General features: G+C 35.5%; 27 protein-coding genes and 1 pseudogene. 24 read left to right on the top strand and 4 right to left on the bottom strand.

Translation table 11 applies throughout. The features are described from left to right. Positions 1 to 386: 386 nt before the first annotated feature. The 11 genes from AC4BBX_RS03610 (at position 387) to AC4BBX_RS03560 (ending at position 10,676) form a co-directional block, all read left to right on the top strand. Positions 387 to 1,232, top strand: coding sequence for an aminoglycoside 6-adenylyltransferase (locus AC4BBX_RS03610; protein ID WP_490455105.1), 846 nt, complete (start codon positions 387 to 389; stop codon positions 1,230 to 1,232). A gap of 365 nt (positions 1,233 to 1,597) precedes the next feature. Then, on the top strand, positions 1,598 to 3,460 hold the full coding sequence (gene asnB / locus AC4BBX_RS03605; protein ID WP_490455104.1) for an asparagine synthase (glutamine-hydrolyzing): 1,863 nt from the start codon (positions 1,598 to 1,600) through the stop codon (positions 3,458 to 3,460). A gap of 148 nt (positions 3,461 to 3,608) precedes the next feature. Continuing rightward, entirely contained in the window at positions 3,609 to 4,778 is a 1,170-nt protein-coding gene (locus AC4BBX_RS03600; protein ID WP_490455753.1) for a carboxylate--amine ligase, read from the top strand. 6 nt (positions 4,779 to 4,784) lie between these two features. Further along, positions 4,785 to 5,507, top strand: coding sequence for an aspartate/glutamate racemase family protein (locus tag AC4BBX_RS03595; protein ID WP_490455103.1), 723 nt, complete (start codon positions 4,785 to 4,787; stop codon positions 5,505 to 5,507). 187 nt (positions 5,508 to 5,694) lie between these two features. Continuing rightward, positions 5,695 to 6,075, top strand: a complete 381-nt coding sequence (locus AC4BBX_RS03590) for a DUF488 domain-containing protein (protein WP_490455102.1) — start codon at positions 5,695 to 5,697, stop codon at positions 6,073 to 6,075. Then, positions 6,072 to 6,482 carry a GNAT family N-acetyltransferase gene (locus tag AC4BBX_RS03585; RefSeq protein ID WP_490455101.1) on the top strand — a complete coding sequence of 137 codons (411 nt, stop codon included), beginning with the start codon at positions 6,072 to 6,074 and terminating at the stop codon, positions 6,480 to 6,482. Before AC4BBX_RS03590 ends, AC4BBX_RS03585 begins: the two co-directional genes overlap by 4 nt. A 69-nt stretch (positions 6,483 to 6,551) precedes the next feature. Then, positions 6,552 to 6,728: a 2-hydroxymuconate tautomerase gene (gene thmT, locus AC4BBX_RS03580; protein ID WP_490455100.1), complete on the top strand. Its 177-nt coding sequence runs from the start codon at positions 6,552 to 6,554 to the stop codon at positions 6,726 to 6,728. A 367-nt stretch (positions 6,729 to 7,095) separates the two neighbouring features. Then, a complete protein-coding gene (gene thrS, locus AC4BBX_RS03575) occupies positions 7,096 to 9,030 on the top strand; it encodes a threonine--tRNA ligase (protein WP_490455099.1) in 1,935 nt (644 codons plus the stop codon). Between the two features lie 195 nt (positions 9,031 to 9,225). Further along, positions 9,226 to 9,918 (top strand): TIGR00266 family protein, encoded by a 693-nt coding sequence (locus AC4BBX_RS03570; RefSeq protein WP_490455098.1) that lies wholly within the window; start codon positions 9,226 to 9,228, stop codon positions 9,916 to 9,918. 137 nt (positions 9,919 to 10,055) lie between these two features. Further along, positions 10,056 to 10,253 carry a helix-turn-helix transcriptional regulator gene (locus AC4BBX_RS03565; protein ID WP_490455097.1) on the top strand — a complete coding sequence of 66 codons (198 nt, stop codon included), beginning with the start codon at positions 10,056 to 10,058 and terminating at the stop codon, positions 10,251 to 10,253. Further along, on the top strand, positions 10,254 to 10,676 hold the full coding sequence (locus AC4BBX_RS03560; RefSeq protein WP_490455096.1) for a hypothetical protein: 423 nt from the start codon (positions 10,254 to 10,256) through the stop codon (positions 10,674 to 10,676). A gap of 156 nt (positions 10,677 to 10,832) precedes the next feature. Here AC4BBX_RS03560 and AC4BBX_RS03555 read toward each other — a convergent pair whose 3' ends face one another. After that, on the bottom strand, positions 10,833 to 11,387 hold the full coding sequence (locus AC4BBX_RS03555) for a TetR/AcrR family transcriptional regulator (protein ID WP_490455095.1): 555 nt from the start codon (positions 11,385 to 11,387) through the stop codon (positions 10,833 to 10,835). Between the two features lie 154 nt (positions 11,388 to 11,541). Between AC4BBX_RS03555 and AC4BBX_RS03550 the strand changes: the two genes are divergently transcribed. From AC4BBX_RS03550 to ribF, 11 genes are all read left to right on the top strand, one after another. Continuing rightward, positions 11,542 to 12,570, top strand: coding sequence for a linear amide C-N hydrolase (locus tag AC4BBX_RS03550; RefSeq protein WP_490455094.1), 1,029 nt, complete (start codon positions 11,542 to 11,544; stop codon positions 12,568 to 12,570). 106 nt (positions 12,571 to 12,676) lie between these two features. Further along, positions 12,677 to 13,129 (top strand): DUF4234 domain-containing protein, encoded by a 453-nt coding sequence (locus tag AC4BBX_RS03545; protein WP_490455093.1) that lies wholly within the window; start codon positions 12,677 to 12,679, stop codon positions 13,127 to 13,129. Further along, positions 13,129 to 13,458, top strand: coding sequence for a DUF2752 domain-containing protein (locus AC4BBX_RS03540; protein ID WP_490455092.1), 330 nt, complete (start codon positions 13,129 to 13,131; stop codon positions 13,456 to 13,458). Before AC4BBX_RS03545 ends, AC4BBX_RS03540 begins: the two co-directional genes overlap by 1 nt. A 564-nt stretch (positions 13,459 to 14,022) precedes the next feature. Further along, entirely contained in the window at positions 14,023 to 14,496 is a 474-nt protein-coding gene (gene rimP, locus AC4BBX_RS03535) for a ribosome maturation factor RimP (protein WP_490455091.1), read from the top strand. Between the two features lie 20 nt (positions 14,497 to 14,516). Continuing rightward, the gene (nusA, locus tag AC4BBX_RS03530) at positions 14,517 to 15,635 is read left to right on the top strand and encodes a transcription termination factor NusA (RefSeq protein WP_490455090.1); all 1,119 of its coding nucleotides are present in this window, start codon (positions 14,517 to 14,519) and stop codon (positions 15,633 to 15,635) included. A 17-nt stretch (positions 15,636 to 15,652) separates the two neighbouring features. After that, positions 15,653 to 15,949: an RNase P modulator RnpM gene (gene rnpM / locus AC4BBX_RS03525; protein ID WP_490455089.1), complete on the top strand. Its 297-nt coding sequence runs from the start codon at positions 15,653 to 15,655 to the stop codon at positions 15,947 to 15,949. Further along, positions 15,942 to 16,244: a YlxQ-related RNA-binding protein gene (locus AC4BBX_RS03520; protein WP_490455088.1), complete on the top strand. Its 303-nt coding sequence runs from the start codon at positions 15,942 to 15,944 to the stop codon at positions 16,242 to 16,244. The genes rnpM and AC4BBX_RS03520 overlap by 8 nt, the downstream gene beginning before the upstream one ends. 12 nt (positions 16,245 to 16,256) lie before the next feature. After that, positions 16,257 to 18,842 carry a translation initiation factor IF-2 gene (gene infB / locus AC4BBX_RS03515; protein WP_490455087.1) on the top strand — a complete coding sequence of 862 codons (2,586 nt, stop codon included), beginning with the start codon at positions 16,257 to 16,259 and terminating at the stop codon, positions 18,840 to 18,842. An 18-nt stretch (positions 18,843 to 18,860) separates the two neighbouring features. Further along, positions 18,861 to 19,208: a 30S ribosome-binding factor RbfA gene (gene rbfA, locus AC4BBX_RS03510; RefSeq protein ID WP_490455086.1), complete on the top strand. Its 348-nt coding sequence runs from the start codon at positions 18,861 to 18,863 to the stop codon at positions 19,206 to 19,208. Between the two features lie 121 nt (positions 19,209 to 19,329). Next, the gene (gene truB, locus AC4BBX_RS03505; protein ID WP_490455085.1) at positions 19,330 to 20,262 is read left to right on the top strand and encodes a tRNA pseudouridine(55) synthase TruB; all 933 of its coding nucleotides are present in this window, start codon (positions 19,330 to 19,332) and stop codon (positions 20,260 to 20,262) included. Positions 20,263 to 20,266: 4 nt separating this feature from the next. Further along, positions 20,267 to 21,208 carry a riboflavin biosynthesis protein RibF gene (gene ribF / locus AC4BBX_RS03500; protein ID WP_490455084.1) on the top strand — a complete coding sequence of 314 codons (942 nt, stop codon included), beginning with the start codon at positions 20,267 to 20,269 and terminating at the stop codon, positions 21,206 to 21,208. A gap of 163 nt (positions 21,209 to 21,371) precedes the next feature. Here ribF and AC4BBX_RS03495 read toward each other — a convergent pair. From AC4BBX_RS03495 to AC4BBX_RS03485, 3 genes and pseudogenes are all read right to left on the bottom strand, one after another. Next, positions 21,372 to 21,539 (bottom strand): annotated as a pseudogene (locus tag AC4BBX_RS03495) (transposase); the annotation flags it as partial. Further along, positions 21,511 to 21,684, bottom strand: a complete 174-nt coding sequence (locus tag AC4BBX_RS03490; RefSeq protein WP_490455752.1) for a transposase — start codon at positions 21,682 to 21,684, stop codon at positions 21,511 to 21,513. The gene AC4BBX_RS03490 and the pseudogene AC4BBX_RS03495, both read right to left, overlap by 29 nt. Before the next feature lie 181 nt (positions 21,685 to 21,865). After that, positions 21,866 to 22,228 (bottom strand): hypothetical protein, encoded by a 363-nt coding sequence (locus AC4BBX_RS03485; protein ID WP_490455083.1) that lies wholly within the window; start codon positions 22,226 to 22,228, stop codon positions 21,866 to 21,868. A 709-nt stretch (positions 22,229 to 22,937) separates the two neighbouring features. Between AC4BBX_RS03485 and AC4BBX_RS03480 the strand changes: the two genes are divergently transcribed. Together AC4BBX_RS03480 and AC4BBX_RS03475 are read left to right on the top strand one after the other, a co-directional pair. Beyond that, positions 22,938 to 24,539, top strand: a complete 1,602-nt coding sequence (locus AC4BBX_RS03480) for a xylulokinase (protein ID WP_490455082.1) — start codon at positions 22,938 to 22,940, stop codon at positions 24,537 to 24,539. Positions 24,540 to 24,551: 12 nt separating this feature from the next. After that, positions 24,552 to 25,250 (top strand): L-ribulose-5-phosphate 4-epimerase, encoded by a 699-nt coding sequence (locus AC4BBX_RS03475; RefSeq protein ID WP_490455081.1) that lies wholly within the window; start codon positions 24,552 to 24,554, stop codon positions 25,248 to 25,250. Positions 25,251 to 25,297: the final 47 nt, after the last annotated feature.

The following is a 25,297-nucleotide window of genomic DNA, read 5'->3' as shown; positions in this document are numbered from 1 at the left end:
TTTAGAACACGACCAATGACTTTCTACGTTTTGTCTTTCCAGTTTTAGTACATGACTTGTCAGTATATTAGCTAGGAAAATCTGTCAAAACTGGAAAGTCCTCTGGGAGCAAAAACAGACGTCGTGAGCTAAAGATGAGGATGAATTATGCAGTGTTGAAAGTAGTGGATTACTACTTTCTTACACTGTGTTTGAACGCCGAAAGGTTTGAGACTCATAAGAGGCTCAGACCGGTCTCTTACAATGTCTGTTCTTTGCGTACAGATGGTTTGGAAGTTTGTCATATCTATAAATAGTATCTTTAAAAAGTCATTTACAAGTAAATATATTTGAGAAGTTGCATGTCAAAATTCGAGGATAGTATGGTGAAGAGGGAGAAGGTTTAAATGAGAAATGAAGCAGAGATGATAAGGCTGATTTTTCAAGTAGCGAAAAAAATTGGAGTAAAAGCTATTGCTATGAGCGGTTCCCGAGTGAATTCTCGGGCTCCAAAGGATGATTTCCAAGACTACGATATTGTCTATGTTGTTGAAAATAAAGAAAAACTATTGAAAAATCGAGAATGGTTGACTGATTTTGGAGAGATATTAATCACGCAAACACCCGAAGAAATGACTTTATTCCCACCAAGTTTGGGAGAATGTTTTACTTTTTTGATGTTGTTTGAAGATGGAAATAGAATTGATTTAACCTTATGTCCTCAAACTGGTCTAGAAGAATGGATAGCCAATGAACCAATGATTCAAGTTTTAGATGATCCAAATGGCCTTTTACATGAAGTACAAGCTCTTTCCAATCAAGCTTATCTCACGCAAAAGGCTTCGCAAGAAACTTTTAATGATTGTTGTACTGAATTCTGGTGGGTATCAACTTATGTTGTAAAAGGACTTTGCCGTAGAGAAATAACATATGCAGTGGATCATTTGTATCAAATTTGCCAAAAAGAATTACTTCGGTTATATAGTTGGCAAGTGGTAGCACAACAAGGAGAACAGGAAATGGGGAAAAATTATAAATACCTGTTTAACTATCTTTCTGATAAAGCTCTTGAATTTCATCAATTGCTTTGTTTTACCTCAATTGAAACTGTATGGAAATCCTTAATGGATACTATGGAACTATTTCATCAAGAAGCTCAAACTTTTGCCAAGCAAACCGGCTTTTCTTATGACCAAAAAATGGCTGAAAAAGTAATGGCATATGCCGAAAGTCAAAAAACTAACTATAATTAAGTTATAAATTTTCAGTATTTATGGTATAAAAGGTTAAGTTTAAAAAGAATTTTCATCTGAATGGATTGTAGATAATAGATTAAGCAGTATTGAAGGCGTGATTTTCTACTTGCAGTTGTAAACTGAACGTAGAAAAACTTGAAATCTACAGAATTAGTAAAGGAATTATTGTAATGAATTTTCTAGACAGAGGTATTAGAAGTCTGTTATTTTCATCTTTGAATGTGAATAGTCAGGATAAAAATTAAAAAAATACAATGTTTTAGTATATTCCTAGACTATATGAACATTATATTTTATAGTAGGTTAGACTGTGATTAGAACTCTCTTAATCATAAGAAGTAAAAGGATAGGTGGATTTGCTTATGTGTGGAATCGTTGGATTTGTGACGAATAATTATTCATTAGAGACAAAAAAGAAACAAATAAATAAAATGATGGATCGGATTATTCACCGTGGACCAGACAGTTCAGGGGAATATATTGATGATAAAGTAGCATTGGGTTTTCGCCGATTAAGTATCATTGACTTAAAAAGTGGCGATCAACCGATTTTTAATGAAGATAGAACAAAAGCAATTATTTTTAATGGAGAAATCTATAACTTTCAAGAATTACGTAGCGAATTAGAAGCTAAAGGTCATATTTTTTCAACCAAAGCAGATACGGAAGTCATTATTCATGGATATGAAGAGTACGGAGCAGGTATCGTGAAAAAGCTTCGTGGGATGTTTTCATTTGCCATTTGGGATATTGAAAAGCAGGAACTTTTTGGCGCTCGAGATCATTTCGGTATTAAACCATATTATTATTATAATCAAAACGGAACATTTATGTTTGGTTCTGAAATCAAAAGCTTCTTGGATCATCCCGATTTTGTGAAAGAAATGAATCCTCGCGCTTTGAAACCCTACATGACTTTTCAATATTCAGCGATTGAGGAAACTTTCTTTAAAAATGTTTATCGTATTCCAGAAGGGCATTACTATTATCTTAGAAATGGTGAATTAGAGCTTACTCAATATTGGGATGCTGAATTTTCTGAAGAAGATATGAGCTTGGAAGAAGCAATTAATTTGATTGATGAGGCAGTCCAAGAATCAGTTGCTGCCCATTCGATTAGTGATGTAAAATTAGGAACGTTTTTATCTAGTGGAGTAGATTCAAGTTTTGTTACGTCAGTTAGCAAACCAAACTATACGTTTTCAATTGGTTTTGGTGACAAGTCTTATAATGAATCCCATGAAGCGAAGAAATTAACGAACAAACTAGGTTTAAGAAACTTCTCGAAAGTTGTTGAAAGTGAAGAAGCTTTTGAAGCTTTTCCGAATATTCAATATCATTTAGATGAGCCTTCTTCTAATCCTTCTTGTGTACCACTATATTTTTTAGCTAAGTTAGCTCGTGAGCAAGTAACAGTTGTTCTTTCAGGAGAGGGAGCAGATGAATTATTTGCGGGATATACCGATTATGGTTTTGCAACGAAATCTAAAACGATTCGTGTTTTTGCAGAAAAGTTAAAAAAATTACCGAAAAAATCACGTTATCGTTTAGCTCGAACAATTAAAAAAATGCCAAACTTTAAAGGTAGTCTACACCTGTATAAATCGTTAGCACCAGCGGAAGATTTCTTTATTGGTCAAGCTTTTGTATTTGAAGAAAATGAGGCGGATCAATATTTACAGCCAAGATTTCGTAAAAGTGAGACAGTGGGAGAAATTGCAACGAAGCAATATCAAAAAGTTGCTGATTTACCAGAAGTGAAAAAAATGCAATATCTAGATATTCATCAATGGATGCCAAAAGATATCTTATTGAAGGCGGATAAAATGACAATGGCCCATTCATTGGAAGCACGGACACCTCTTTTAGACATTCGAATGATGGAGTTAGCAGAAAGAATACCTGTAAAATATTTGATGAATGCAGAAAATACAAAATATGCTTTCCGTAAAGCTGCCAATCGTCATTTACCTGATGAATGGGCAGATAGAGAAAAATTAGGTTTCCCTGTGCCCATTAAAGATTGGTTGCATGAAGAAAAATTTTATAAACAAGTTCGCCAAGTCTTTGAGTCTAATTTTGTGTCTGAGTTTTTTGATCAAGAAAAAGTTTTAGAATTGTTAGACAAAAATTATGCTAGAGAAATTGATGAACGTCGTAAAATATGGACAATCTATTCTTTCCTAGTTTGGTATCAAATTTATTTTATTAACGAGCATAGTTAAGATACTTTAACTATTAGTAAGTTATGATACAATAAGACTGGCTTTTTACAAAGAACAGTTAAGTAGAGTTGGAGGTTTCACAGTGAAGGAAAATATCAACGAACAATTTCAACCCATTTTATTGGGGAGTGATATCAATGTTTATGGTATGGCTCGATCATTCCATGAAGAATATGGAATTGTTTCAGAAGCGCATAGTGCTGCACTTCTTTCACCAACCAAATATAGTAAGATTGTCAATGTCACACCTCATCCAAATTTTGATGAACCCGAGGGATTTATTCAGGCGATGCGACTATTGATGAAAAAATATCAAGACGATTCTAGAAAGCTTTTGCTAGTTCCTTGTGGAGATGTTTACACAGAATTGGTCACGCATTTTAAAGAAGAACTTTCGGAAACATTTATTTGTCCTACGGTAAGTGAAAATATCCAAGAGTTACTTTCTAACAAGGTAACATTTTATGAAACTTGCGAGAACTATGGATTACCTTATCCCGAAACATTAATTGTTACAAAAGAAGATTTTGAAGCAGGAAATGTAGAGATTCCTTTTGATTATCCGGTTGCCTTAAAACCAGCGAATAGTGTGGAGTATTTGGATATTCAATTTGCTGGTCGAAAAAAAGCGTACATGCTTTCTAATTTTGAAGAAGTCCAAAATATTCTAAGCAAAATTTATGCACAAGGTTATCAATCAGAGATGATCTGTCAAAATTTCATTCCTGGTGACGATTCTAGAATGCGGGTCTTAAATGCCTATGTTGATCAAAATCATCAGGTGCGTATGATGTGTTTAGGGCATCCATTGTTAGAAGATCCAACCCCTGAAGCAGTAGGGAATTATGTAGCAATTATGCCAGATTACAATGAGGTAATTTATCAAAAAATTAAAGATTTTCTAGAGAAAATTAATTATGTTGGTTTTGCTAATTTTGATATGAAATATGATGAACGAGATGGCGAATACAAACTATTTGAAATTAATCTAAGACAAGGAAGAAGTAGCTTTTACGTTACTTTGGGCGGCTATAATTTAGCCAAATATTTAGTGGAGGACTACGTATTAGGAGTTCCATTCACCAATACAGAATATGGGAAAAGCAACAAGCTGTGGATTGGTGTGCCAAAAAGAATTTTAAAAAAATATATTGTAGATGGTTCTGATAAAGAGTCAGCCATGTCGTATTTGAAAAACAAACAATATGGCTCGACTATTTTTTATGATAAAGATATGAATGTTAAACGTTACTTATTGGTAAATCATATTTTCTATCAATACATCGCTCGTTATCGAGAACATTTTAGAAAGAAATAGATGCTTATGAAAAACTTTTTTACAGTCTTGGGTGGTATGGGAACATTAGCAACAGAAAGTTTTGTTCACGTATTGAATAAACGAACACCTATCCAAAGAGATCAAGATTATCTAAATTATTTACTTGTAAATCATGCGACGGTACCTGACCGAACAAAATTCATTCTAGGCCAGTCTGATGAAAGTCCGTTGGAAGTCCTACAAGAAGATTTGGTTCAATACTCAGCATTAAAACCGGACTTTTTTGTCTTAACTTGTAATACTGCCCATCATTTTTATGATGAATTAAGTCAAACAACCGAGATTCCAATTCTTCATATGCCCAGATTAGCAGTAACTGCCGTTCAAAAAAATTATGCGGAGTTGAATCAAGCTATTCGAGTAGGTGTTTTGGCAACAACTGGAACTATTCAATCAAAAATTTATCGAAATGAATTAAATCGTTACGAAAATATTGAAGTGGTTGAACCCGATGAATTATTACAAGAAAAAGTAATGACACTGATTTATCGTGATATTAAAGAAAATAACTTTCTAAACGAAGCATTATTTGATGAAATTCTCAAAGAAATGTTGAATGAATTTAATTGTGATGTGATTTTATTAGGATGTACAGAATTGTCGCTTATCCAAGAGGAGACACACCACAGTCAATATCCAGTCATTGATGCCCAATCAGAGCTAGTTAATGAAACCATTCGATTAGCTTTGGCAAATCGAAAAAAATAAGTAAAAAATCCAAACTATCTTTTATAGATAATTTGGATTTTTTTGGTTTGGTGATATGCTTTTTGGATTAAAAATAGCTTCTGTTATAAACTATATATATCCTGATTTTTATTTTTCTTTTAGTAGGATTATTTTTAGGATGGGGACCATTCAAGGTGATGCATGATATGTTTAAGGAGATGATTAGGTGACTGAAATAAAGATAAAAAGAGCCTACGAAAAAGTGGCTCTAACAGATGGCAAGCGGATTTTAGTGGATCGTCTTTGGCCAAGAGGAGTTTCTAAAGAAAAGATAGAAATAATTAATTGGGCGAAAGAGATTGCTCCTAGTGCGGAAATCAGAAAAAAATTTAATCATCAACCAGAAAAATTTCAATGGTTTTGTAAGGCTTACGGCAAAGAGCTACAGCAAAATGAACAGTTTCCTAATTTTCTAGAGCAAATCTACAAATGGTTGGAGCAAGACAATGTCACTTTACTTTATGGTGCTAAAGATGAAGATCATAATCATGCCGTTGTGTTACAAGAATATCTTTTAGAAAAATTGTCAGAAGGAGTAAATGAATGATCAATTATCAAGAAGTACAAACAATTAAGAAGCACTTGTTGCTTGCTTTGTATGAAAGTGTCGGCTGGACGACATATACCAAAGATCCAGAAAAACTACAACGAGCGATTGAGCAGTCTTTAAAAGTAATTACTGCTTGGCATGAGCAAACACTAATCGGATTAATTCGAGGTATTGGTGATGGTGAAACGATTTTATATGTACAGGATTTGTTGCTCTTGCCAGAGTATCAAAATCAAGGAATTGGTAAGGAATTGGTTGATCGATTATTAGCCGTATATCCAGAGGTTCGACAAAAAGTCTTGATGACTGATGAGGCACCCAATGTCAGACATTTTTATGAAAAATGTGGCTTTATTTCTGCAGATAAAGGAAGTGCAGTGGCATTTTTTAAATATGATTACTAAGAGGGCTACTTTTTTTGTATTTCTCAAGGTATACTGTTGTTAATAAAATGAAAGAAAGAAGGAAAAAAGATGCCATTTGTCCATATTGAGTTATTAGAAGGTAGAAAGCCAGAACAGTTAGAAGCAATGATGAAAGAAGTTACGGATGCGGTTCACAAAACAAGTGGAGCGCCAAAGGAAAATATCCACGTAATTATTAACGAAATGAAAAAAGGAACTTATGGAAATAATGGTGAATGGAAATAAAATGATTTCTTACTTGCAATTTTCTGTAAGAAGTGTTTAAATGAATTCATATTTGATTGATGAGAAAGACAACTGCACTTGAGAGTCTTCGATAAGAGAGGAAAAGCTAGGCTGAGACTTTTCCAGAAGAAAACCAAGGAATGACCACTTTCGAAACTTTTGTTGAAACAAAAGCGGTCGCCCCGTTATCGCGCTTGAGGAGCATACTTATGCTTAAAATTAGGTGGAACCACGATTATTCGTCCTAGTATCGTTATATGATACTAGGGCTTTTTTTGTCATTATTTTTAGAAGTAATGACAAATGAATAGTACTTTCTCTCAACAAAATTAAAAAACAGTAATTTTAAATCATAGGAGGAAACAACATGGTAAAAATAACTTTTCCAGATGGTGCAGTCAAAGAATTTGAATCTGGAATTACAACCAAAGAAATTGCTGAAAGCATTTCTAAAAGTTTAGCAAAAAAAGCCTTAGCGGGTAAATTAAATGGAGAATTGATTGATTTAGATCGTGAAATTACCGAAGATGGTTCAATTGAAATCGTTACTCCAGATCATGGGGATGCTTTAGCTTTATTACGTCACTCGACAGCTCATTTAATGGCAAATGCGATGCGTCGCTTGTATCCAAGTATCCATTTTGGTGTTGGACCAGCAATCGAAACTGGTTTTTACTACGATACAGATAATGGGGAACATGCGGTAACTGCGGAAGATTTACCAGCCATTGAAGCGGAAATGATGAAAATCGTCAAAGAGAACAACCCTATCACTCGCCGTGTATTAACAAAAGAAGAAGCCCTAGATTTATTTGCGGGAGATCCATATAAAGAAGAGTTAATCAATGAATTACCAGAAGATGAAGTGATTACTGCGTATGAACAAGGAGACTTTGTTGACTTATGTCGTGGCCCTCACGTACCATCGACTGGTCGTATTCAAATTTTCCAACTATTATCCGTGGCAGGAGCTTATTGGAGAGGGAACTCTGACAATCATATGATGCAACGTGTTTATGGTACAGCCTTTTTTGATAAAAAAGCGTTAAAAGAATTCATCCGTATGCGTGAAGAAGCTAAAGAACGTGACCATCGTAAATTAGGAAAAGAATTAGAATTATTTATGCTTTCTCCTGAAGTTGGTTCTGGATTACCATTCTGGTTGCCAAAAGGTGCTACTATACGTCGTACCATTGAACGTTATATTACTGATAAAGAAATTAGCTTAGGTTACCAACACGTTTACACACCAGTAATGGCAAATGTAGAATTCTACAAACGTTCAGGTCACTGGGACCATTATCATGAAGACATGTTCCCACCAATGGATATGGGAGATGGCGAATTACTTGTTTTGCGTCCGATGAACTGTCCACATCATATGATGGTATATAAAAATGACATCCATTCTTACCGTGAATTGCCTATCCGTATTGCCGAACTAGGAATGATGCATCGCTATGAAAAATCAGGTGCATTATCTGGTTTACAACGTGTGCGTGAAATGACCTTAAATGATGGACATACTTTTGTTCGTCCAGATCAAATCAAAGATGAATTTAAACGTACTTTGGACTTAATGACTTCTGTTTATGCAGACTTTAATTTAACAGATTATCGCTTCCGTTTGAGTTATCGTGATCCAAAAAATACCGAAAAATATTTTGATGATGATAATATGTGGAACCACGCTCAAACAGTGTTAAAAGAAGCGATGGATGAGTTGGAGTTAGAGTACTTTGAAGCAGAAGGTGAAGCAGCTTTCTACGGACCTAAATTGGATGTTCAAGTAAAAACTGCTTTAGGAATGGAAGAAACTTTGTCTACGATTCAATTGGACTTCTTGTTACCTGAACGTTTTGACTTAACTTATGTAGGAGAAGATGGTGAAAATAACCATCGTCCAGTGGTTATTCACCGCGGGATCGTTTCAACAATGGAACGGTTTGTTGCTCATTTAACAGAAATGTATAAGGGAGCTTTCCCGACTTGGTTAGCACCAATTCAAGCAACAATCATTCCTGTTTCAGTTGAGGCGCACAGCGATTATGCGTATCAAGTAAAAGAGTTGTTACAAACGAAAGGTATTCGTGTTGAAGTAGACGATCGTAACGAAAAAATGGGTTATAAAATTCGTGCCTCTCAAACACAAAAAATTCCTTATCAAATCGTTGTAGGTGACCAAGAAATGACTGACGAAACAGTAAATATTCGTCGTTATGGTAGCAAAGAAACAAATGTTCAAGGACTAAATGATTTCGTTGAAGCAATCGTCTTGGATGTTAAAAACTATAGCCGATAATCACTAAAAGAACTATGATATAATTAAAAAATATATCCGAACAAGATAGAATTTAATTTGGAATAAAATGATATTCATAATCATTTTCTATCATTCGGATGTGTTTTTTAAAACTTATATTGTAGTTCTTTTTTTATTCGCTTTATTAAAAACAAGTTATAATAAAGCTGGAATTAAACATTAGGAGGGATTGAAATGGAAGTTGAATTGACAGGTGGAACTGCTTATCCAATGGCAGTAATTAATATGAAACAAGGTGAAGTAGTTAATATTGAGCGAGGTTCAATGGCATATCATCGGAATATTGAAATTAAAGGTAGAATGAATAGCAACAATCGAGCTGGCTTAGGTGGCTTAGTATCAGCGATTGGCCGGTCAATCACTTCTGGTGAATCGATGTTTATTACTGATGCTATTGCTTTAAGTAATGATGCTGAATTGGCAGTGGCACCAAGTAATATTGGTAAAATTCAAAAGTTAGATATTGGATTTGAACATTACCGTCTAAATACCGGAGCCTATCTTGCATCAGATGCTACCGTCAATTACCGAATGGTTCGACAAGACATTGGAAAAGCTTTGTTTGCTGGAACAGGTGGACTTTTTGTCATGGAAACTTCTGGAAGTGGTGATTTACTCATTTCAAGTTTTGGAGACATCGTTGAATTGACTGTTGAACCAGGGAAACCAATAACTGTTGATAATGAGCATGTTTTAGCTTGGACTTCAGATTTAGATTATCAAATTCGAATTGCCTCAGGTATGTTTGGCTTTACTTCTGGCGAAGGAATTGTCAATGAGTTTAATGGTTCAGGTACAATTTATGTTCAGACTAGAAATGTACGAAATTTAGCAGAATCAGTAAAAACATACATTCCCAAAGGATAGCTAATAAGGTTTTATAAAGAACTTTCAAATTTGTTGAAGGTTCTTTTTTTATAAAAAGACAGTTAAATATTGCTTAATGTTAAATATACTTGACATAAAGGAATATTTAATTTACCATAGTAATGAGAGGTGATTCCATGAAAAATTTAAAGTTAAAAGCAGCTAGAATTGAAAAAGGTCTAACCCAAGCCGATTTAGCCCAGTTAATTGGGGTCACCCGTCAGACAATTGGTGCAATCGAAAAAGGGAAGTATAATCCTACGATTAAATTATGCTTGAATATTTGTAGAGCTCTGGGAAAAACCTTGGATGAATTATTTTGGGAGGATGTATAGATGGAATTAAAATTTGATGAACGACAACTTTATGCACGTTTGAAAGGTTACCGAATTGGATTTTTTGTAATGACAGCTTTAATTTTTTTCTTTTCTATTGCTCAAGATAGTGAATTGATGCGTTATTTTGAATCAATGAGTGTAGTGTTTTCGATCATTCTAGTTATTCCAATTATGATAGTCATTAACTATTTTATCCTCACCGATGCTTATGATCGTTCGGTAGGTACTATGGCACTAAGTAGTTTGGTGTTTATTATTTTGGGAGTAATGGAAGCTAGCAATCTGATTAGACTTGAAAATTATCATATCTATGTCGATGGAAAGTGGACGGATAATTTATCTAGCGTGCTAATTATGACAACTTATTTGTCATTTGGCATAACCAGTGGAGTTAGAAGTTTTATTAATTGTAATAAATAGCAACAAACAAGTACTTAATCATTGCTCACAAACAATTCAATGGTTTTGATAAATACAACGTTAATTGGACGTATGAATCATTTTTGATTCATACGTCCAATATTTTATAAAGTCATTTTATTGTTTTTTGTATTTTTACTCGATTTCTTTAACTAGTTATTCAGCGATTGCCTTATCAATCTTAGAAATGATACGAGTGATTTTTTCTTTTGAATAGGAAAAATCAGTATCTGCCCATTTACGAATCACAGAAAAACACCCTTGAAGGTGATAGTGTAAAAGATAGTCTAGATCCTCAGATGCAGCTTCTTTATTTAAGAGTGTTTGCCAGCTTTTTAAACAAGCATCTTTAAAAAGTGCTAATAGTCGATCAGAAAAACTTGGATTAACATGGTTACTAAAAAGCATTTTGCAAAACTTTTTATTTTGATAAACATAGTCAAAAAGAATTTGATAGTAGACATTTAAATCAAGAGAAAAATTTGTTTCAATTAACCAACTCAAATCTGAAATCACATTATTTTCTATTTCATTATACAAATCGTAGATATCTTCGTAGTGGGCATAAAAAGTAGAACGATGAACATCTGCTTTGGTAGTCAGTTCTTTAATCGTAATATTATGGACATTTTTTTCAATAAGCAGTGTAGCCAGCGTTTCTTGTAAGAGCTTTTTTGTCTTTTTTACGCGACGATCATTTGTATTAGTCATCTTTTTTCCTTTCTTTAGAAAAAATTAGTTCTATTCCGACAATAACCAGACTATATGTCGGTTATCCGAAGCTTTATCTATTTATTGAACATTGTATCTGATGACTAGGAGATATTACAATAAATATATCAAAGAAAACGGAGGAATTAGCTAAATGAACAAATGGTTAAAAAGAACTTTGTGGGGAATTTCTGGAATTGTATTTATTATTGTAGGAGTATTGTTTTCTCGATTAAAAACGATCTCTTCCATTAAGCAGGTTGAAGGAGATTTATACAGTGTTGATTATCATTTTGATTACAAATTGGATGAAGTATTAGAACAGGGTGTCAGCAATGTTAAGGAATTGGAAGACATTGTTTCTAAGAAGATTTTTTTTGGATATCCAATTGAAACCAATGAACATCTATTTGGTTGTAGCGCTTTTGCAGTGACGATACCTGATGGTCAACAATTAGTAGGCAGAAATTTTGATTATGCGAAAGCTAGAGCAATTTTAGTTTATACAGAACCTAAAGGTGACTACAAATCTTATTCAATGACTAATTTAGCGCATTTAGGTGTTTCAGAAGAAACGGACACGATGCCAGAAACACTGATTGGCAAACTTTCGATTTTAGCTGCACCTTATGGCAGTGTGGATGGTGTGAATGAAAAAGGCTTGAGTGTGTCGGTTTTAGAATTACAAACTGAACCAACTGAACAAGGTACTGGGAAAACAAATATTATCACGACGGTTGCTGTAAGAATGTTACTAGACAAAGCTGCAACTACTCAAGAAGCTGTGGCTTTGTTAGAAGCTTATGATATGCACTCTTCTGCAGGGATGCCGTATCATTTATTAATCGCTGATGCATCGGGAGAAGCGGTAGTCGTCGATTGGGCAGAACAAAAAATGAATATTGTAGAAACCAACATGGCAACCAATTTTCAATTATCTCCAGGAAAAGACTTTGAAGTAGGTATCGGTCATGATCGTTATGCAACTTTAAAAGAAACATTAACTGATAACAAGCACACGCTTGATTCAAACCAAGCAATGAATCTTTTGGAAGCAGTTAAAATTGAATGGAATGGTGAATGGCAAACGGAGTGGTCCGTTGTTTATAATCTAAGTGATTTTTCAGTAGAAATCGTTAATGATATGAATTATGGAAATGTACATCGTTTTTCTAAAGAATAAATTTTCTGTCTATTTTCTTATCATCTGACTCATTTCGTTGTATACTTATAAAAAATACTTTTGGAAAGAGTTTAAAAGTTTTGGGTATAAATGAGGAGAGTGGAAGATGAGAAATCAACGTTTTATTGGCCAACGTAAATCAATTTTTATGGTATTGGTTTTGCCATTTATAACTTGTGGCATTTATTTTTTTGTATGGTTATACCAAACAACGAGAGAATTAAATGAGTACACTGATGACTATCGTGTTAGTCCAGGTTTAGCGGTGGTACTGACTATTATAACGGGGGGCTTGTATCAAATTTATTGGTGGTACCGTATGAATGAGCAACTAATGCAAGCCCAAGCTGATACAGGCTATTCAGCAATTACCGATAATAAACTATTATTCATTTTATTAGCCATTTTTGGCTTAGGAATCATAAATGTAGCGATTCTACAGTCTGATTTAAATCTATTGTGGGAAAGAGCGATGTATGTTGAAGAGGAGCCGAAAGAAGTTGTTTATCAAACTGAATCACATATGAGTGATGAAGATGATGAATGGACTGATTACTAATGTGTATTTTTAAATTAATCACGGGAATTCCTTGTCCGGGATGTGGAATGACTAGAGCGTTCACACATTTCTTTTCAGGAAATTTCCACGAGGCTTTTTATTATCATCCATTATTTTGGCTTGTCCCCATTGTTTTTGGAATCGTCATATTTCGTAAACAAAAAATAATTAGTAAAATTTATCACTCCAATTATTTTTGGGGAAACTTATTTGGAGTCGTCATGACCGTTTATGCTTATCGAATGTGGCTTTATTTTCCTAATCAAGCACCCTTGGACTTCGAAAGTTCTGGCTGGCTACCACGTTTAATTTCAACAGTTTTTAATTGAGTAAAAAAACTGTCCGAAAAATATATCCACTATCAGAGACCGCTCTGAGCTTCCTTCTTAGGAGTCTCAGAGCTTTTGGCGTTCAAGCACCTCGTAGGAAGTAGAAAAGCACTACTTCCAATGCTAGTGATGAGACCATTTTTTAATGGAACTTCTATTTTTTACTCATGATTCAGAAACTGGAAGAGTAAACGAAGAAAACATCCTTGTAGTGTGTTAAAGAGCTGAATGAATTACTCTGACTAAGTGCGATTAGCACTTAGTCAGAGTTTGAACGTCAGCAGCCTAAGAGACTCTGAGAGAGGCTCGTGGCGTTCTCACACAACAAGGACGTTTGCGTAGTTTTATTCTGGAAGTTTCAATATCTATTTAAAATGAACTGTAAAGATGTCTGCTTAATTATGAAATGGTGGGATGAAAACGCGAGTAACTTGAAACAGCATGAAAAATGTGTTATATTAATAAATGTAATGATACTAGAGGTGAGTGAGGGCAGAAATTCCCTCACTCTTTTTAATGGAATGAAAAGCACTTTTCTAGTAGACATGAAGGAGGCGATAAAATTTGAGTACTGTTGTGGAAACCGTAACAGACTTAGTAACTCCAATTTTGGAGGAGCAAAATTTTGAATTAGTTGAAGTGGAATTTGTCAAGGAAGGCAAGAACTGGTTTCTTCGACTTTTTATTGACAAAGATGGTGGAATTGATATCGAAGAATGTGCGTTTGTTAGTGAACACTTAAGCGAAAAACTAGATACGATTGATCCTGATCCGATTCCTCAAGCATACTTTTTGGAAGTTTCTTCTCCAGGGGCCGAACGTCCTCTAAAAAAAGAAACGGATTTTGAAAAAGCAATCGGAGAATATATTCATGTTTCTTTATATCAACCATTAGACGGAGAAAAAATTTACGAAGGTATTTTACAGTCTCTTAATGGAGAAGAGCTTGTTTTAAAAATCAAGATTAAGACAAGAGAAAAAGAAATTGCCGTTGAACGTAAAAATATCGCAAAAGCTCGTCTAGCTATTCAATTTTAAATACGGAGGAATCGAAGACAATGAGTAAAGAAATGTTAAACGCATTAGATGCTTTAGAAGCTGAAAAAGGAGTTTCTAAAGAAATCGTTATCGAAGCGTTAGAAGCAGCGTTAATTTCTGCTTATAAACGTCATTACGGACAATCACAAAACGTGGAAGTTGAATTTGATCAAAAGAAAGGCAACATTCATGTTTATGCAGTGAAAGAAGTTTCCGAAGAAGTCATGGATTCTCAGCTAGAGGTTTCATTGAAAGAAGCGATGACTATTAATCCAGCTTATGAAATTGGGGACACTATTCGTTTTGAAGTAACACCAAAAGATTTTGGGCGAATTGCTGCACAAACAGCAAAACAAGTTATTTTACAACGAGTTCGTGAAGCTGAGCGTAGTATCATCTATAACGAATTTAGTGCCTATGAAAAAGATATTATGCAAGGAATTGTTGAAAGACAAGACAATCGTTATATCTACGTAAACTTAGGCAAAATTGAAGCAGTCTTATCTAAGCAAGATCAAATGATAAACGAATTTTATCAACCGCATGATCGAATCAAAGTTTATGTTTCTCGTGTAGAAAACACTTCAAAAGGACCACAAGTTTTTGTTAGTCGTAGTCATCCAGATTTACTACGTCGTTTATTTGAACAAGAAGTACCAGAAGTGTATGATGGAATTGTAGAAATCGTAAGTATTGCTCGTGAAGCAGGTGATCGTTCGAAGATTGCTGTTCGTTCTCATGATGCAAATATTGATCCAGTAGGGACTTGTGTAGGTCCAAAAGGTCAACGTGTTCAAGCCTTAGTTAATGAATTAAAAGGTGAAAATATGGATATCGTTGAATGGAATGAAGACCCAGCTGTCTTTATTGCAAATTCTTTAAATCCTGCTGAAGTAAGTGATGTTATTTTTGATCTTGAAAATCCAAAAGCTTGTACGGTAGTCGTACCTGACTATCAATTATCTTTAGCAATTGGTAAAAGAGGACAAAATGCGCGCTTAGCTGCTAAGTTAACTGGTTTCAAGATTGATATTAAATCTGAGTCTGACATGGAAGACTTTTATGCGCAATTAGACAATGAAGAAGCTGAAACAGATGAAATCTTCTTAGATGAAGAGACAGAATCTGTGGAAGATTAATAACTGGAGGGATTCTGATGAAACAAAGAAAAATTCCTTTACGAAAATCAGTCGTTTCTGGTGAAATGATTCCTAAAAAGAATCTTTTAAGAATCGCTCGATCTAAAGAAGGGGAAGTTTCAATTGATCCTACAGGCAAAAAGCCTGGCCGCGGAGCATATATTGCAATGGAACCTGAAGAAGCTCAATTAGCATGGGATAAACGCATTTTAGACCGTGTATTGGAAGCGAAGTTGACAGATGAATTTTACCAAGAATTATTAGATTATGTAACACATCAAAAAGCCCGTCGAGAGTTATTTGACAATGAATAGACAGAAAGCATTAAATATGTTAGGACTAGCAATGCGTGCTGGTAAACTGGTTACCGGAGAAGAAATGACTGTAAAAGAAGTTAAAATGCAAAAAGCAAAACTTGTTTTAATTGCTCATGATGCCGGTAAAAACACACAGAAAAAATTAAAAGACAAAAGTTCTTTTTATCAAGTTCCTTGTTTAGATGTATTCCATTCAGATGAATTAAGTCAAGCCATTGGGAAATCACGAATGGTAGTTGGCGTTTTAGATAGTGGATTCGCTAAAAGAATTGAGGAATTAATATTAGGTTAGGAAGGTGATTGCATGGGGAAAAAAAGAGTATACGAACTTGCAAAAGAAATTAATAAATCAAGTAAAGAGATTGTCGAGAAAGCACAGTCACTAGGCTATGATGTAAAAAATCACATGGGAGCAATCTCAGATGGTGAGGAGAAAAAACTACGTCAAGAACTAGGCGGAGGTGCACCGCAATCAAACAAACCAGCATCCCAAAAACCAGTAAACCAAAAGACAAATGAAAAGAAATTCCAAACGCAACGAAATAATCCTAACTTCCAAAACCGTCAAAACCAAAGTGGAAATCAAAAAGGAAATCATCCAAATAATCAAGATAATCGTCGTGGGAATCAAGAACAACGTGGACAACAAAATCAAAACCGTCAAGGACAAGGACAAAATCGTCCAACTGGTCAACAGCAAAATCAGAATCGTCCAGTAGGTCAACAACAAAACCAAAACCGTCCACAACAACGATCAAATAATCAAGAAAATCGTCAACCAAGAGGAGCGGGACAACAAAATCAAAATCGTCCTCAAAACGCGAATACAAATCAAAATAGTTCAGCTCAAAATACAAATACGAACCAACAACGTTCGAACCAAAATACGAACGTAAATCAAAACCGCTCAAATCAAGGTGGTCAAGTACAAAATAATCAAAATCGTTCAGGACAAAATCAAGGTGGTCAAACTCAAAATAACCAAAATCGTGGTCGCAATAACTATCAAAATCGCAACAACAATTTTGGTGGAAATCAAAACCGTAATAAATTCAACAAACGTGGTAAAAAAGGTAGACAACAACCACAATCTAATAAACCGGCTGTACCAGCACGTAAATTCCGTGAATTACCTGAAATTCTTGAATATACGGATGGGATGAACGTAGCTGATATTTCTAAAAAAATCTATCGTGAGCCAGCTGAAATCATTAAAAAACTCTTTATGATGGGTGTAATTGTTAATCAAAACCAACCATTGGATAAAGATACGATTGAATTATTAGCAACTGATTACGGAATTGAAGCTCAAGAAAAAGTACAAGTGGATATCGCAGATATTGATAAATTCTTTGAACCAGAAGAGTTAAAAGAAGAAAATCTAGTTTCTCGTCCACCGGTTGTAACAATTATGGGTCACGTTGACCATGGTAAGACAACTTTACTAGATACATTGCGTAATTCTCGTGTAACAAGTGGTGAAGCTGGCGGGATTACTCAACATATTGGTGCATATCAAATTGATATTGATGGTAAACCAATTACATTCTTGGATACTCCTGGACATGCTGCCTTTACAAGTATGCGTGCCCGTGGTGCAAGTATTACAGATATTACGATTTTAGTAGTAGCAGCTGATGATGGTGTGATGCCTCAGACAATCGAAGCAATTAACCATGCGAAAGCGGCTAAAGTGCCAATTATTGTAGCTGTGAATAAAATTGATAAACCGGGAGCAAATCCTCAACACGTAATGCAAGAATTAAGTGAACATGAATTGATTCCTGAATCATGGGGTGGAGATACAATTTTTGTTGAAATCTCAGCCAAATTTGGTCAAAATATCGAAGAACTATTAGAAATGATTCTATTAGTTGCTGAAGTAGAAGATTTAAAAGCTGATCCGACTCAAAACTCAATCGGAACAGTTATTGAAGCACGCTTAGATAAAGGAAAAGGGCCAGTTGCTACGTTATTAGTACAACAAGGGACGATGCATGTTGGTGATCCAATTGTTGTAGGGAATACTTACGGACGTGTTCGTGTAATGACCAATGACTTAGGTCGTCGTGATAAAACAGCAGGACCAGCTACACCAGTTGAAATTACTGGGTTAAATGATGTTCCTCAAGCAGGTGATCGTTTTGTTGTCTTTGAAGATGAAAAAACAGCTCGTGCTGCGGGTGAAGAACGTGCAAAACGTGCAATGATCGAACAACGCTCTTCAAACTCTCGTGTGACTTTAGACAATCTATTTGAAAGTCTAAAAGAAGGCGAATTAAAAGAAGTTAACGTTATTATCAAAGCTGACGTACAAGGTTCGGCTGAAGCCTTAGCTGCTTCTCTACAAAAAATTGATGTTGAGGGAGTACGTGTAAATATTGTTCATTCAGCAGTTGGTGCGGTAAATGAAAGTGATGTTACCTTAGCAGCAGCAAGTAATGCGATTATCATTGGCTTTAACGTTCGTCCGACACCTCAAGCGAAACAACAAGCAGATTCTGAAAAAGTAGATATTCGTCTACACCGTATTATTTACAAAGCAATTGAAGAGATTGAAACAGCGATGAAAGGATTACTTGATCCTGAATTTGAAGAAAAAATTACAGGTCAAATGGTCGTTCGTGAAACGTATAAAGTTTCTAAAGTTGGAACAATTGCTGGTTGTTATGTAACTGATGGTTTCATTCGTCGTGATAGTGGTGTACGTGTTATCCGTGACAACATTGTTATTTATGAAGGGGAACTAGCTAGCTTGAAACGCTTCAAAGACGATGCTAAAGAAGTAAAACTAGGCTTCGAATGTGGAGCGATGATTGACAAATTTAATGATGTTAAAGTAGATGATGTCATTGAAGGTTTCGTAATGGAAGAAATAAAAGTAAAATAATCACAAGGAGGTCCACTAATGGCCAATTATCGTGATCGTAGAGTAGCTCAAGAGATTTTAAAAGAAGTTAATCAAATCTTGAGAAAAAAAGTTCGTGATCCTCGTGTTCAAGATGTGACTATCACTGATGTTCACGTCACAGGAGATTTGCAGCAAGCAACCATCTATTACAGCATTTTATCAGACTTAGCTTCTGAAAAAGAAAAAGCTCAAATTGGATTGGAAAAAGCGACTGGTTTAGTTCGTCGTGAATTAGGTCATGAATTAACTCTTTATAAAACACCAGAATTAACATTTGAATTAGATCAATCTGTTCAATATGGAAATAAAATTGATGAGATGATTCGTAATTTGAATAAAGAGTAATTATTGATAGGAATGGGATGAATCAATCTCATTCCTATTTCTTTAGGTATCATTATGTTATAATAATTGAGGAAAAATTTGTCGATATATTAATCGATAAAAGATGAATTGAGGTGTCCAAATGGATGGTATCTTACCATTATGGAAAGAACGTGGCATGACGAGTCACGATTGCGTATTTAAATTAAGAAAAATTTTACATACGAAAAAAGTTGGTCATGGAGGAACCTTGGATCCAGATGTAGATGGTGTATTGCCAATTTGCATTGGAAAAGGGACCAAAGTAATTGAATTTTTGACGGATGCAGGAAAAATTTATGAGGGAGAAATCACGTTAGGTTTCTCGACAACGACTGAGGATGTATCGGGTGAAATCGTGGAAAGACAAGCGATAACTGAACCTTTTTCGACAGAACAAATTGATCAAGCCATGGAAAAATTGACCGGTGAAATCATTCAAATACCTCCGATGTATTCGGCAGTAAAAGTAAATGGCAAACGCCTTTACGAATATGCGCGAAATGGTGAAACAGTTGAACGCCCAAAACGCAAAGCTCAAATTGAATCATTTGTACGTCTGACAGAACCTGTTTGGAATCAAGAAGAAGGAGTGCAAAGTTGGCGATTTCGTGTGGTATGTGGAAAGGGCACATATGTCCGAACGTTATCAGTGGATACAGGTAGACTTTTAGGTGTACCGGCACATATGTCCGATTTAACACGTACAGCAAGTGGTGGTTTTTTTCAAGAGCAAGCTGTCACTTTGAGCGAAGTAGCGAAAGCGATGGAGGAAGAAAGATTAGATGAAATCCTTTTACCGATTGAGTTTGGTATCAAAGATTTTCTAAGAGTCGATATTTCTGAGGAACTTTGGTTAAAAGTAAAAAATGGGATGCGATTGCCTTTTGAGGAATTTAAATTAAAAAGTAGACCAAGTGAACCATTTGCAGTTTTTTATCAAAATAAAGTGGTGAGTATCTATCAACCGCACGATAAACAAATAGGAATCGTGAAACCTTTAAAAGTATTACAGACAGAGTTAGGAGCAGAATAGAAGTATGAAAGTCATTGAAATTCATCATCCTTATACAAAAGAGATGATACCAAATGAAGATGTTGTTTTGGTTTTAGGTTTTTTTGATGGTGTTCACCAAGGACACCAAACAGTCATTCAAACTGGCTATAAAATTGCCAAAGAAAAAGGATTAAAATTAGCCCTTATGACGTTTAACCAGCATCCTTCAATCGTTTTTCAAAAAATGAAACCTGAGCAGATGAAATACCTGACTAGTTTAGATCAGAAAAAACGTCTAATGGAAAAAGAAGCAGTTGACTATCTGTATGTCATTGAATTTACCTCTTCTTTTGCGAGTTTAAAACCACAAGAATTTGTGGATCAATATATGGTTGATTTGCATGCAGCATACGTAGTTGCAGGTTTTGATTATACTTACGGACCGAAAAATATTGCCAATATGGAACAGTTGCCATTGTATGCACAAGATCGTTTTGAAATTGTCACCGTGGAGAAAGAAACCTTGGAGGGGCTGAAGATTAGTTCAACCCGCATCCGAGAAAACTTAGATAGCGGACAAATGGAAAACGTGAATCAATTATTAGGTTACACGTATGAAATCGATGGAACAGTCGTTCATGGCGATGCTCGTGGCAGAACATTAGGGTTTCCAACAGCCAATATTAAAACGAAAAGTACGACCAGACTGCCTCGTGAAGGTGTCTATGTTACTGAAATCTTCGTAGGCGGTAAATGGTATCCAGCAATGGGCTCGATTGGCCGAAATGATACCTTTGAAAAAGGCCGTAGATTAACTATTGAAATTTATATCTTGAATTTTAGTCAAGATATTTACGGAGAACAAGTTAGCGTTCGTTGGCATCACTTCTTACGCGATCAAGTTGCTTTTACCAGTGTGAATGGCTTAATTGAGCAATTGAAACAAGATGAATTAGATACGAAAGTGTATTTTGATATGAACTAAATGAAAGAAGTTGACTTATCATATTAAGTGATGAGTTGACTTCTTTTAAATTTCTTTCCAAATTAACATACTGTTTTTATGTGCTATGCGATCTATTTCCAAAATATACTGGCTCTTCGTCAAATAGTGTTGATGAATCCAAATAAAAAAATAGTAGATCAAATCAGGCGGCTGTCAAAGCCATCTGATTTTTTGTCTCTGTAGTAAACTCTTTAAAAATCAATCCTTGTATAAAATAGATTCTTGCTCGAAAGTTTTGAAAATTGCGATACCCATAGGCGACACGTTTGATGACCTTGATTTTATTGTTTGTTCCTTCCACAGCGCCGTTGTTGGGTATAAGGCGCATTCATGTCCATGACTAGATAGCGAATGTTTAATCGAACTTTACGTGAATAACGCATAAAATACGTCTTTAAAAAAGCCAATCGGCGACTTTCAAGAATTTCGATGATTTTATTCGTATGTCCGTTCATAAAAATAAAACTCATGGGTGAATCGGACGCATTCAATGAACGAAATTCATCAATACATAAAACACTAGGAAGGTACTTGTAATTGGGCTTGAATTCATTGGCAAACGAACGCAGGACCCGCATCGCTGTCACATCAGAGACAAAGTTGTCTTCGGCGATTTCTTTCCGGCTACGGTTCTTTTTAAGTTCTCTGGCAATCTTGTACATCAATTCTCGACAGATGATGCTTTTCTTTAATCAACGGTGTTTGTGCATTGAAGGTCGATCCGCACTCTCTGCACATAAAACGAGAACGTTTCAAGTGTAGGATCGTTTTTCTACCACGAAAAGGGACGAGTTGTGAACGAGTGAGATGGGTGCCATTTTTAACGATTTGTCCTTCGTTTTTACAGCCACATTTCCGACAGAACGTGGGTATATAGGTCAATTTTCCGTGAACGATAAAAGTTCTTTGTCCGTCGATTGTTTGTTCCTCCAACCAATTTTCTTCAAAAATAATATGTTTATCTGTTAAGCCAGTCAATTTTCTAGTATGATTATCCATGGAGATATCCTTTCTTGAATGTTTTTTGTGGTGATTAACATTTTATCAAGTTGGATATCTCTTTTCTATTTTTTTGACTAGTAAAAAAGTGTTGAGAGAAAACCAGAAAGTTTTCCATCAACACTAAATATTATAGAACCAATATACTTCGCTTCATTTCGAAAGCGTCTTGCTTAGGTCGGATATGAACCGCCTCGAGCCTATAGTCTCCAGCTTTGAAGCTTCACACATCAAATAACAAATCAATTTGGCTTTCACATTGAATTCATTACTCGGCGACAACGCAGCCGCTCTCTTCGTTGCGCATGGGTGAAACGAAACACGTTCATACAGAACAGGCAAATTCATAAAAAGACAGCAATTTTTTCTTTTTAACTTATTTGCCGAGTAGTGATATTTTTATTTTTGGGGATTACGCTGGCGAAACGAAACAACGATGGCTGCGACGTCACCGTGTCAAGGAGCAAATGTGAATTACTGTAACTTAGCGCTTAGTTACAGTTTGAAGCTTGGTAGACTGGAGACTAAAGGTTCCAGTAGGTCCCACGGTCGACAATAGCAGACTTTGTTGTGTAGAGAAGCGATTTATTAAAAAAACTCGAGAATAAAATATCAATGTATCCGAACATCTTTGTCGTTTTCCATTGACATGTACGTACATATATTTTAAAATGTAAGGGAATTCAATAAGAAAGGTTCGTGAGAAAGAATGGATCAACTTATCGTTAAACAGCAGGTAGAAATAAGAGATGGAAAAACAGCACTGGGGATTGAACTAGGGTCAACCAGAATTAAAGCTGTATTAGTCGATTCTAGTTTGGAAACAATCGCTTCAGGCAGTTTCGAATGGGAAAATCAACTAGTTGATGGCATTTGGACCTACTCATTGGAGAATGTTTGGGCTGGATTACAGGAAAGCTACCGTCAAATGGCAGTTGAAGTTAAAGAAAAATTCGGAGAACAGTTAACTACGATTGGATCTATCGGATTCAGTGCAATGATGCATGGTTATTTAGCATTTGATAAAAAAAATGAATTGTTGGTTCCTTTTAGAACTTGGCGTAATGCAATTACTGAAGAAGCAGAAGAAAAATTAACGGAAGCTTTTCAATATAATATTCCGCAACGTTGGAGTATCGCGCATTTATATCAAGCAATTTTAAATAAAGAAGAACATGTTTCTGATGTAGGTTTTTTCACTACATTAGCTGGCTATGTTCACTGGCAATTAACGGGTCAAAAAGTATTAGGTGTCGGTGATGCATCTGGAATGTTCCCGATTAATCCAACAACGAAAGATTATGACCAAGCAAAACTGGATACTTTCCAAGCTTTAGTATCAGATGCTGGCTTATCAATTGATTTAACAGCAATTTTACCAAAAGCCCTTGTTGCTGGTGAAGAAGCTGGTTCACTTACAGAAGCTGGTGCTAAATTATTAGACCCAACAGGAACATTACAAGCAGGAATTCCGCTTTGTCCTCCAGAGGGAGATGCTGGGACTGGGATGGTTGCGACAAATAGTATTACTAAACGTACTGGTAATGTTTCGGCGGGGACTTCTGCGTTTGCCATGATCGTCTTGGAAAAGGAAATGGACAAAGTACACCGAGAAATCGATTTGGTAACTACACCAGTTGGTGATTTAGTCGCGATGGTCCACACAAATAACTGTTCATCCGAAATTAATGGTTGGATGAAATTGTTTAGAGAATTTGTGGATACATTAGGTGTTGAAATCAGTACCGACAAACTATATGAAACATTATTTAATAAAGCATTAGAAGGGGACGCTGACTGTGGAGGATTACTAGCTTATGGCTATTATTCTGGTGAAAATATTACTCGTATGAGTGAGGGTAGACCACTTTTTGCCCGTACACCTGAAAGTAATTTTAATTTAGCAAACTTTATGCGTACACACATTGCAAGTGCGTTTGGTGCGATGCGAATCGGGATGGAAATTCTTAAAGAAGAAGGTATCCAAGTGGATCAATTAGTTGGTCATGGTGGAATTTTTAAAACACCAAAAGTTGCTCAAGGGATTTTAGCAGCTGCGATGGAAACATCAGTAACTGTAATGGAAACTGCTGGTGAAGGTGGAGCTTGGGGAATTGCTATTCTAGCGGCATATTTACAAGAAGCGAAACAAAGTTCATTAGAAGATTACCTAAGAAATAAAGTTTTTGGTGATAGCCAAGGTGTTGTCGTTCATCCAACTGAAGAAAACTTAAAAGGGTATGAAAGTTTCATTCGTCGTTATGAAGATGGTTTGCCAATTGAACAAGCTGCAATTGATTATTTAAAGTAGGAGGAAAAGGCTTTGTTAGAAAAATTAAAAGAAGAGGTTTTTCAAGCGAATTTAGACTTACCCAAACATGGATTAATTAAATTTACTTGGGGAAATGTTTCAGCTGTAGATAGAGAAAAAGAATTATTTGTTATCAAACCAAGTGGTGTTGACTACGAATCAATGACAGCTAGTGACATGGTCGTTTGTGACTTTGATGGAAATGTCGTAGAAGGAGAATTGAATCCTTCATCTGATACACCGACTCATGCGGTATTGTACAAAAAATTTCCTGAAATCGGTGGTGTCGTTCATACGCATTCTACTTGGGCAACCATTTGGGCACAAGCAGGTTTAGATGTGCCTGCAATGGGAACGACTCATGCGGATACTTTTTATGGTTCAGTACCTTGTGCTAGATTCTTAACTCAAGAAGAAATTGATGCAGGTTATGAAGAACAAACAGGTCATTTGATTGTTGAAACTTTCAAAGAACGTGGGATTAATCCGATGGAAGTTCCTGCGGTATTGTTACACGGACATGGACCATTTACATGGGGCAAAGATGCGGATGCAGCCGTTGTGAATGCTGTTGTCTTAGATGAGGTTGCTAAAATGAATTTATTTGCCCGTGAATTAAATCATTTTGCCGAAGAATTGCCGCAAAGAGTACTAGACAAGCATTATCTACGTAAGCATGGGAAAGATGCTTATTACGGTCAAAAAAAATAATTGCGTGACACATTAAAACGGTAAAGTTTTATCTATATCAGATTAAA

This window comes from Enterococcus sp. AMC1157 (genome assembly GCF_058216555.1).
This window is presented reverse-complemented; position numbering and strand designations above follow the sequence as displayed.